An 8075-nucleotide genomic window follows, 5' to 3' on the forward strand; every position below is an offset into this window, starting at 1 on the left:
ATTTCATAATAAAAACACCCCAAAAGTTAGATTTTTTCTGTCTAACTTTTGGGGTGCAGTTCAAATCGTGTCCATCTTTTTCTTTTTATGGTAAAATAGAGAAATAATATGATGAAAAACCTTGAGGGAGTGACCGATATGTCAAGTAAAGCCAATCATTCAAAGACATCTATTTGCGGAATTATTAATGTAACCCCAGACTCCTTTTCGGACGGTGGTCAATTTTTTGCTCTTGAGCAGGCACTCCAGCAGGCTCGTAAATTGATAGCAGAAGGGGCTAGTATGATCGATATCGGCGGAGAATCGACTCGGCCTCGGCCGGGAAGTAGCTATGTTGAGATAGAAGAGGAAATCCAGCGTGTTGTTCCAGTGATTAAAGCGATTCGCAAGGAAAGTGATGTCCTCATCTCTATTGATACTTGGAAGAGTCAGGTAGCAGAGGCTGCTTTAGCTGCTGGTGCTAATCTAGTCAATGATATCACTGGCCTCATGGGTGATGAAAAAATGGCCCATGTGGTTGCTGAGGCTAGAGCGAAAGTGGTCATCATGTTTAATCCAGTTATGGCTCGACCTCATCATCCTAGCTCGCTCATATTCCCTCATTTTGGATTTGGTCAAGCTTTTACAGAGGAAGAATTAGCTGACTTCGAAAAATTGCCAATCGAAGAGTTGATGGAGACGTTCTTTGACAGAGCACTAGCGAGAGCAGAGGAAGCTGGGATTGCTCAAGAAAACATCCTGCTGGATTCAGGAATTGGCTTTGGTCTGACCAAGAAAGAAAATCTGCTTCTTTTACGGGATCTGGATAAACTACATCAGAAAGGCTATCCAATCTTTCTCGGAGTGTCGCGCAAGCGGTTTGTCATCAATATTCTTGAAGAAAATGGTTTTGAAGTCAATCCTGAGACAGAACTTGGTTTCCGCAATCGAGATACGGCTTCGGCTCATGTAACCAGTATCGCTGCGAGACAGGGTGTGGAAGTGGTGCGCGTGCATGATGTAGTTAGTCACAGGATGGCAGTTGAAATTGCCTCCGCCATTCGTCTGGCTGATGAAGCGGAAGATTTAGATTTAAAACAATATAAATAAGATGAAAGAAATTGAAAACAATCAATGGATTGCCCACTATCGGTCGGACCAACCGCATTTTGGCTTGGAACGAATGGTGGAACTGTTAGCTTTGCGTGGCAATCCCCATCTCAAACTCAAGGTCATCCATATTGGAGGAACCAATGGTAAGGGTTCGACCATTGCTTTTTTGAAAAATATGCTAGAAAAGCTAGGGCTGAGAGTTGGCGTGTTTAGCTCGCCCTATCTCATTCATTACACAGATCAGATTAGCATCAATGGGGAATCTATCCCAGAGGCTAGACTCGAAACCTTCATGGCAGACTATCAGTCTTTGCTGGAGGGAGAAGCGACCGCTAATTTACAGGGCACAACCGAGTTTGAGATAATTACAGCTATAGCCTATGACTACTTTGCTTCAGAGCAAGTAGATGTGGCTATCATGGAAGTGGGCATGGGTGGACTCTTGGATAGTACCAATGTCTGCCAGCCCATTTTGACAGGAATTACGACTATTGGATTGGATCATGTGGCCCTACTTGGTGACACCTTGGAAGCCATAGCAGAGCAGAAGGCTGGTATTATTAAGCAAGGCATTCCCTCGGTGACAGGTCGCATTGCTCCAGAAGCCTTGGCTGTTATTGACCGCATTGCGGAAGGGAAAGATGCGCCGAGATTTGCCTACGGGACAGATTATCAGGTCAGCCATCAAAAGAGTGTGGTTACAGGCGAAGTCTTTGACTATACAAGTGTTGTCAGACAAGGTTGCTTCCAGACTGGCCTGCTTGGTTTGCACCAGATAGAGAATGCTGGGATGGCCATAGCTTTACTTGATACTTTTTGTAAAGAAGATGGTAGAGAACTAGCAAGCAATCACTTGCTTGCTCAAGCTTTGGAAGAAACAAGTTGGCCAGGGCGTTTGGAAATCGTGTCAAGAGATCCCTTGATGATTTTGGATGGAGCCCACAATCCTCATGCCATAAAAGCTTTAGTAGCAACCTTGCAAGAACGCTTTGCGGATTATCGTAAGGAAATCCTCTTTACTTGCATCAAAACCAAGGCCTTGGAGGATATGTTGGATTTGCTGGGGACCATGCCGAATACCGAGCTTACCCTGACACATTTTGACGATAGTCGGGCGACTGATGAAAGCGTGCTGAAAGAGGCAGCTAAGTCTAGAAATCTCAGCTACCAAGATTGGCAGGATTTTCTAGAGCAGAAATTGACAGATAAAAGAGAAGAGAAACAAACAGTTAGGATTGTCACAGGTTCCTTGTATTTCTTGAGCCAAGTGAGAGCCTATCTGATGGAGAGGAAGAACGAAAATGGATACACAAAAGATTGAAGCAGCTGTAAAAATGATTATCGAGGCTGTCGGAGAGGACGCTAACCGTGAGGGCTTGCAGGAAACGCCTGCTCGTGTGGCCCGTATGTACCAAGAGATTTTTTCAGGTCTTGGTCAAACAGCGGAGGAACATTTGTCAAAATCCTTTGAAATTATTGACGATAATATGGTGGTAGAAAAAGATATCTTTTTCCACACTATGTGTGAACACCACTTTCTACCATTTTATGGGAGAGCACATATTGCCTACATTCCAGATGGTCGTGTGGCAGGTTTGTCTAAGCTAGCCCGTACGGTTGAAGTTTATTCGAAAAAACCACAAATTCAAGAACGTTTGAATATCGAAGTGGCCGATGCCTTGATGGAGTATCTAGGTGCTAAAGGAGCCTTTGTTGTCATTGAGGCGGAACATATGTGTATGAGCATGCGAGGTGTCAGAAAACCAGGCACAGCAACCTTGACGACAGTAGCTCGTGGTCTATTTGAAACAGATAAGGACCTCCGAGACCAGGCTTATCGTTTAATGGGACTATAATACTCTTCGAATAATGGGACTATAATACTCTTCGAAAATCAAATTCAAACCACGTCAGCTTCCATCTGCAACCTCAAAACAGTGTTTTGAGCAGCCTGTGGCTAGCTTCCTAGTTTGCATTTTGATTTTCATTGAGTATAAAAAAAATCCGCTTTGGGCGGATTTTTCTAGAAAGGAATCATTATGGATCAACTACAGATTAAGGATTTGGAAATTTTTGCCTATCATGGTCTTTTTCCTAGTGAGAAAGAATTGGGGCAGAAGTTTGTTATTTCCGCAATCCTATCCTATGATATGACCAAGGCGGCGACAGATTTGGATTTAACGGCTTCTGTCCATTATGGAGAACTGTGTCAGCAGTGGACGGCTTGGTTTCAGGAAACAACTGAGGACTTGATTGAAACGGTAGCCTACAAACTAGTAGAACGTACTTTTGAGGCTTATCCTCTTGTCCAAGAAATGAAGCTGGAACTGAAAAAACCTTGGGCGCCAGTGCATTTGCCACTAGATACTTGCTCGGTAACCATTCATCGTCGCAAGCAACGGGCTTTTATCGCCCTAGGAAGCAATATGGGAGATAAACAAGCAAACTTGAAACAAGCCATTGAGAAAATGCGAAATCGTGGCATCCATATTCTCAAAGAGTCCAGTGTCTTAGCAACGGAGCCTTGGGGTGGAGTGGAGCAGGATAGCTTTGCTAATCAAGTGGTTGAGGTGGAAACCTGGCTACCAGCACCAGTCTTGTTAGAAACCTTGTTAGCCATTGAGTCAGAGATGGGACGGGTTAGAGAAGTGCATTGGGGGCCTCGTTTGATTGATTTGGACTTGCTCTTTGTAGAGGACCAGATTCTTTATACAGACGACCTCATCTTGCCTCATCCTTATATAGCGGAACGCCTTTTTGTCCTTGAGTCCTTACAGGAAATTGCGCCTCATTTTATCCATCCGACATTAAAGCAACCGATCCGCAACTTGTATAATGCTTTGAAACAATAGAAAAAACTCTAGTTTTCAGTCGCTTGTAACTGAAGGCTAGAGTTTTTAAAATAGGTCATTTTCTTCTGGGAGGAGGATAGTTTCTCTACCGTCCATATCTAAAACCAGGACTCTCGGGGGATAAAGAGGGTCGAAAGGGTGGTTAAAGTCAAAATCAATGGCTGTAGGGAGATGTTGACTTGAAAAGTGGAAGGTAATTTTTCCTTGGTTATTAAGCAATTGAAACTCGAGTTCCTCCTCCAATTCAAAGACATTTTTTAAGAAGTGGTCGATGATGTACCAAAAAGAGTCAATAACATCATCAGGCAAGCTGGTAACAATGCCAAAACTAGCTGACCGCATATGGGTATTGGTAAAAGCCATATTTCTTCCCCCTTTCTTTTCCCTTATCATACAGCAAATAGGATTAAAAATCAAGAAAAGGCGATTTTTTCTTCATAAACATAGCTTCCTATGAAATTTTTTCAAATAATCTTCAAAAAACGCTTGAAAGTGTTTACAAATAGTGATAAAATGGAATAAGTAGAATCATGAAAACGAAATTTTCATACCGTCTCTTTTTTTGGAGTCTCGTGAGGTATGATATAGAAAGGAAATGGAATGAATACAGACGATACAGTAACGATTTATGATGTTGCCCGTGAAGCAGGAGTTTCAATGGCGACAGTTAGCCGTGTAGTCAATGGCAACAAGAATGTAAAAGAGAATACCCGTAAAAAAGTACTCGAGGTGATTGATCGTTTGGATTACCGTCCAAATGCTGTGGCGCGTGGTCTTGCAAGTAAAAAGACAACCACTGTCGGTGTCGTGATCCCCAATATCACCAATGGTTATTTCTCAACGCTTGCTAAAGGGATTGATGATATCGCTGAAATGTACAAGTACAATATTGTCCTTGCTAATAGTGATGAGGACGATGACAAGGAAGTTTCAGTTGTCAATACACTATTTTCTAAGCAAGTGGATGGTATCATCTTTATGGGGTACCACTTGACTGAAAAAATTCGTTCAGAGTTTTCTCGTTCTCGAACACCAGTTGTTCTTGCAGGAACTGTGGATGTAGAACATCAGCTTCCAAGTGTCAATATTGACTACAAACAAGCAACGATTGATGCAGTAACCTACCTTGCTAAAGAAAATGAGCGCATTGCTTTCGTTAGCGGTCCACTAGTGGATGATATCAATGGTAAGGTTCGTTTGGTTGGCTACAAGGAAGCCTTGAAAAAAGCAGGTATTTCTTATAGCGAAGGATTGGTATTTGAATCTAAATACACTTATGAAGATGGTTATGCCTTGGCAGAACGCTTGATTTCATCAAACGCAACTGCAGCAGTTGTAACAGGTGATGAGTTGGCAGCGGGTGTCTTGAACGGCCTTGCTGATAAGGGTGTGTCAGTACCAGAAGAGTTTGAAATCATTACTAGTGATGATTCGCAAGTCTCACGCTTTACCCGTCCAAACTTGACAACTATCGCCCAACCTCTTTATGACCTTGGTGCTATTAGTATGCGTATGTTGACTAAGATTATGCACAAAGAAGAGTTGGAAGAACGTGAAGTTCTCTTACCTCATGGTTTGACAGAACGTCGTTCGACACGAAAACGGAAATAGAAAAAATCAGGGAATCGAGAAGATTTCCTGATTTTGCTTTCTAGAGAAGAGGTTTAGCCTTCCATATAGTCTTTCAAAGCCTGTCCTGTTAGTCCGACATTGAGGGCAATGAGGAGTTTCAAACGGGCTTTTTGGGCGTTGAGTTCTTTAACAAAGAAGACACCAGATTTTTGCAACTGCACGCCCCCACCCTGGTAGGCATAAACAGGTTCTGCAATACCGTTAAAGCATCGTGATACTAGAGCGACTGGGATTCCTTTTTGTAGAAGCATTTCTAATTTTTGAGCAGTTTCTTTGGGAATATTACCAGCTCCGAAGGCTTGGATAATCAAACCGTTCAATTGGTCTAAATCCAGCATATCAATCAGCTCATCTGTCATACCAGCATAAGCAGAGATGATAGGGACTAATCCTTGTATGTGATCAAGGTCAAAGCGAACACGGGGCTCAGCTGTTTTGAAGTAGAGGATTTCCCGCTTCGTAATCAGACCAAGTGGCCCATGTGTTGGGGTCTGGAAGGTGCCGACGTTGGTCGTATGCGTTTTGGTAACATACTTGGCAGCATGGATTTCATCGTTCATAACAACCAAAACCCCTTTGTCCGCAGCCCTGTCATCGCTAGCCACCCGTAAAGCACTCAGATAGTTATAAACACCGTCGCTGCCGAGTTCGTTAGAGCTACGCATGGCACCTGTTAGAACGATAGGCATATGGGGAACTTCCATGGTATCAAGGAAATAGGCTGTTTCCTCTAAAGTATCGGTCCCGTGTGTGATCACCACTCCATCGTAGTTATCAGCTTCCTCTTTAATTTTTTGGTAGAGGGCCAGCATATGCTTGGGTTTGATATGGGGGCTTGGCAGGTTAAAAAAGTCTAGGGCGTGGACTTGGATTCCTTCAAGAGGATTGGACACATGGTTCATGGGATTATCTGAACTAGTTACAACAGCGCCAGAAGCATCGGCCTGCATGGAAATAGTTCCGCCTGTATGTAAAACAAGGATTTTCTTAGGCATGATTTACTCACTCTTTCTGAAATGTGGTATAATCATTGTATCACAAAAGGGGAGATTGGGATAGGATGGAAGTCAAAGCTGTTTTTTTTGATATCGATGGAACCTTGGTTAACGATCGCAAGAGTGTTTTGAAATCCACTAAGGACGCGATTAAGATTGTCAAAGAACAAGGGGTGCTTGTTGGTGTAGCAACGGGTCGAGGACCTTTTTTTGTTAAGGAATTGATGGACGATTTAGATCTAGATTTCGCAGTAACCTATAATGGCCAGTATATCTTTACTAAAGACAGAGTCTTGTTCACGAGTCCTATTTCCAAGTTACATTTGCGCCAGCTTATTACGTATGCTAAAAAAGAGGGTAAGGAGATTGCCCTAGGGACCAAGGATGCCATGTTGGGTTCTAAAATCATGTCCTTTGGTTTGGGTTCTTTTTCCCAACGAATCAGTCGCTTCGTTCCCTCGGTTTTAACTCGGACAGTGAGTCATTCCTTTAATCGTATGGTCAGCAAGGTTGTTCCCCAAAAGGAAGAAGACCTACTTGATCTAATGAATCAGCCCATTTACCAAGTTTTGATGCTGATGACGCCAGAAGAATCTGAGAAGGCGGCGGCTGATTTTGAAGATTTGAAATTGACACGTAGCAATCCTTTTGCAGCAGATGTCATCAATCAAGGAAACTCTAAATTGGAAGGCATTCGACGAGTCGGGAAAGAATATGGTTTTGATCTCAACCAAGTCATGGCCTTTGGTGACTCAGATAACGACCTAGAAATGCTGGCGGGTGTCGGTATGTCGGTCGCTATGGGAAATGGTAGTAGCAGTGTCAAGGAAGTGGCCAAGCACATCACCACTAGCAATCAGCAAGACGGAATCCACAAGGCCTTGGAACATTTTGGTGTTCTGGCCTCAGAAAAAGTCTTTGTCAGCCGTGACTATCATTTCAATAAGGTCAAGACCTTCCACCACATGATGGATGAACGGACCCAAGAAGAACCACGAGCTTGGGATTTAGAAGGTGCAACCCACAGGGCTGGCTTTAAAATAGAAGAATTGGTGGAGTTTGTTCGAGCAGCCAGTCCCTCTGAAGAGGACTTTGGTCAAGCACTATCGCAACTTCATCAAGCTCTTGATAAGGCAGCAGATAAAGTAGCTAAGAAGACGCCTGCTCAGCAAGATTTGATAGGGCAGGTAGATGCCCTGATTGACACGCTTTATTTTACCTATGGTAGTTTTGTTTTGATGGGGGTGGATCCAGAACGTATTTTTGATATTGTTCATCAGGCCAATATGGGGAAAATTTTCCCAGATGGCAAGGCTCATTTTGATCCAGTGACCCACAAAATCTTAAAACCAGATGATTGGGAAGAAAAATATGCTCCAGAACCTGCGATTAAAAAGGAACTGCAGCGCCAGCTCAAGGCTTATGAACGCCATAAAGAGAGAAATAATACTCAATGAAAATCAAAGAGCAAACTAGGAAACTAGCCGCAGGCTGTACTTGAGTA

The 8075-nt window shown here is 43.1% G+C and carries 8 protein-coding genes; 6 read left to right on the top strand and 2 right to left on the bottom strand.

The genetic code is table 11. The features are described 5' to 3' along the window. The first annotated feature begins 108 nt into the window (after nt 1-108). The 4 genes from folP (at nt 109) to folK (ending at nt 3944) form a co-directional block, all read left to right on the top strand. Complete coding sequence (gene folP, locus ADH52_RS08980; RefSeq protein WP_049510983.1) at nt 109-1089, top strand: dihydropteroate synthase; 981 nt, start codon at nt 109-111, stop codon at nt 1087-1089. A 1-nt stretch (nt 1090) separates the two neighbouring features. Further along, a complete protein-coding gene (locus ADH52_RS08985; RefSeq protein WP_049510984.1) occupies nt 1091-2413 on the top strand; it encodes a bifunctional folylpolyglutamate synthase/dihydrofolate synthase in 1323 nt (440 codons plus the stop codon). After that, entirely contained in the window at nt 2394-2948 is a 555-nt protein-coding gene (gene folE / locus ADH52_RS08990; RefSeq protein ID WP_000380917.1) for a GTP cyclohydrolase I FolE, read from the top strand. The genes ADH52_RS08985 and folE overlap by 20 nt, the downstream gene beginning before the upstream one ends. A 183-nt stretch (nt 2949-3131) precedes the next feature. Beyond that, complete coding sequence (gene folK, locus ADH52_RS08995; RefSeq protein ID WP_049510985.1) at nt 3132-3944, top strand: 2-amino-4-hydroxy-6-hydroxymethyldihydropteridine diphosphokinase; 813 nt, start codon at nt 3132-3134, stop codon at nt 3942-3944. Between the two features lie 45 nt (nt 3945-3989). Here folK and ADH52_RS09000 read toward each other — a convergent pair whose 3' ends face one another. Further along, nucleotides 3990-4307: a DUF960 domain-containing protein gene (locus ADH52_RS09000; RefSeq protein WP_000886035.1), complete on the bottom strand. Its 318-nt coding sequence runs from the start codon at nt 4305-4307 to the stop codon at nt 3990-3992. Between the two features lie 237 nt (nt 4308-4544). On the opposite strand from ADH52_RS09000, the gene ccpA reads away from it, so the two are divergent. Continuing rightward, complete coding sequence (ccpA, locus tag ADH52_RS09005; protein WP_001090628.1) at nt 4545-5555, top strand: catabolite control protein A; 1011 nt, start codon at nt 4545-4547, stop codon at nt 5553-5555. Nucleotides 5556-5608: 53 nt separating this feature from the next. On the opposite strand, the gene ADH52_RS09010 is transcribed toward ccpA, so the two are convergent. After that, on the bottom strand, nt 5609-6571 hold the full coding sequence (locus tag ADH52_RS09010; RefSeq protein ID WP_049510987.1) for an asparaginase: 963 nt from the start codon (nt 6569-6571) through the stop codon (nt 5609-5611). Between the two features lie 65 nt (nt 6572-6636). Between ADH52_RS09010 and ADH52_RS09015 the strand changes: the two genes are divergently transcribed. Beyond that, nucleotides 6637-8028, top strand: coding sequence for a Cof-type HAD-IIB family hydrolase (locus tag ADH52_RS09015; protein WP_049487902.1), 1392 nt, complete (start codon nt 6637-6639; stop codon nt 8026-8028). Nucleotides 8029-8075: the final 47 nt, after the last annotated feature.

Origin of the sequence: Streptococcus pseudopneumoniae (genome assembly GCF_001072665.1) — a bacterium.
Taxonomy (GTDB): Bacteria; Bacillota; Bacilli; order Lactobacillales; family Streptococcaceae; genus Streptococcus; species Streptococcus pseudopneumoniae_S.